Source organism: Kitasatospora sp. NPDC093558, assembly GCF_040683475.1.
Lineage (GTDB): Bacteria > Actinomycetota > Actinomycetes > Streptomycetales > Streptomycetaceae > Kitasatospora.
The window spans coordinates 1-1018 of record NZ_JBFBDY010001417.1 but is presented as its reverse complement, the minus strand read 5'-3'; the positions used below and the strand labels follow the sequence as shown (position 1 = coordinate 1018).

1 protein-coding gene and 1 pseudogene are annotated in these 1018 nt (G+C 71.7%); both read right to left on the bottom strand.

Annotation, left to right across the window (positions count from 1 at the left end):
• Positions 1-730: molybdopterin cofactor-binding domain-containing protein (locus AB0O00_RS41450; RefSeq protein ID WP_363659824.1), on the bottom strand; the 730-nt coding region annotated here is incomplete at its 3' end.
• A pseudogene (locus AB0O00_RS41445) lies at positions 727-1018 on the bottom strand (xanthine dehydrogenase small subunit); the annotation flags it as partial. The gene AB0O00_RS41450 and the pseudogene AB0O00_RS41445, both read right to left, overlap by 4 nt.

The following is a 1018-nucleotide window of genomic DNA, read 5'->3' as shown; positions in this document are numbered from 1 at the left end:
GCTGCATCTCCTTGCCGCCGAAGCCGCCGCCCATCCGCAGGCACTGCACCGTCACCTCGTGGCTGTGCAGGCCGAGCACGTGCGCGACGATCTCCTGGGTCTCGGAGGGGTGCTGGGTGCTGCTCTGGACGAACACCTGCTCGGCCTCGTCGACGTAGGCCAGTGCCGCGTGCGTTTCGAGGTAGAAGTGCTCCTGGTCGGAGAACCGGAGTTCGCCGACGAACACGTGCGCGGAGTCGGCGAAGCCCGCGTCGACGTCGCCGGTCAGCATCGTCGGCCGGGCGCCGTGGAAGCTGCCGGCCGCGATCGCCTCCTGAAGCGTGATCAGGGAGGGCCGTTCGTCGAGGTCCACCTCGACGGCCGCCGCACCGAGCCGGGCCGCCTCCAGGGTCTCGGCGAGCACCCAGGCGACCGCGTGGCCGTGGAACATGACCTCGTCGGGGAACAGCGGTTCGTCGTGCTTCATCCCGGCATCGTTGACGCCGGGGACGTCGGCACCGGTCAGCACCCGGACCACACCGGGCACGGCGAGCGCGGGCCCGGTGCGCAGCGCGGTGATCCTGCCGTGGGCCTTCATGACCTGGACCGGGTAGGCGTGCAGCACGTCCTTGGTGCGGTGGATCAGGTCGTCGGTGTAGAGCGCGGCGCCGGTGACGTGCAGGACGGCGCTCTCGTGCGGAACCGGGACGCCGACGACGGGCTTCTCGGGACGCTCGGACAACTGGCTCACGACGACACCGCCTCGGTGGTCTGCGCGTACAGCTTCAGCAGGCTCTGGCCGAGCATCGCGGAGCGGTAGCCGGCGCTGGCGCGGTGGTCGTCCATCGGCGTGCCCTCAGCCCGTAGCACCCGGGCCGCGGCCTCGACGGTCTCCGCCGTCCACGGCATTCCCTCCAGGGCCGCCTCGGTGGCGAGGGCGCGGATCGGTGTGGCGGCCACGCCGCCCAGGCCGATGCGCGCCTTGCCGACGATCCCGTCCTGGATGTCGAGCGCGAAGGCCACCGCCACGCTGGAGATG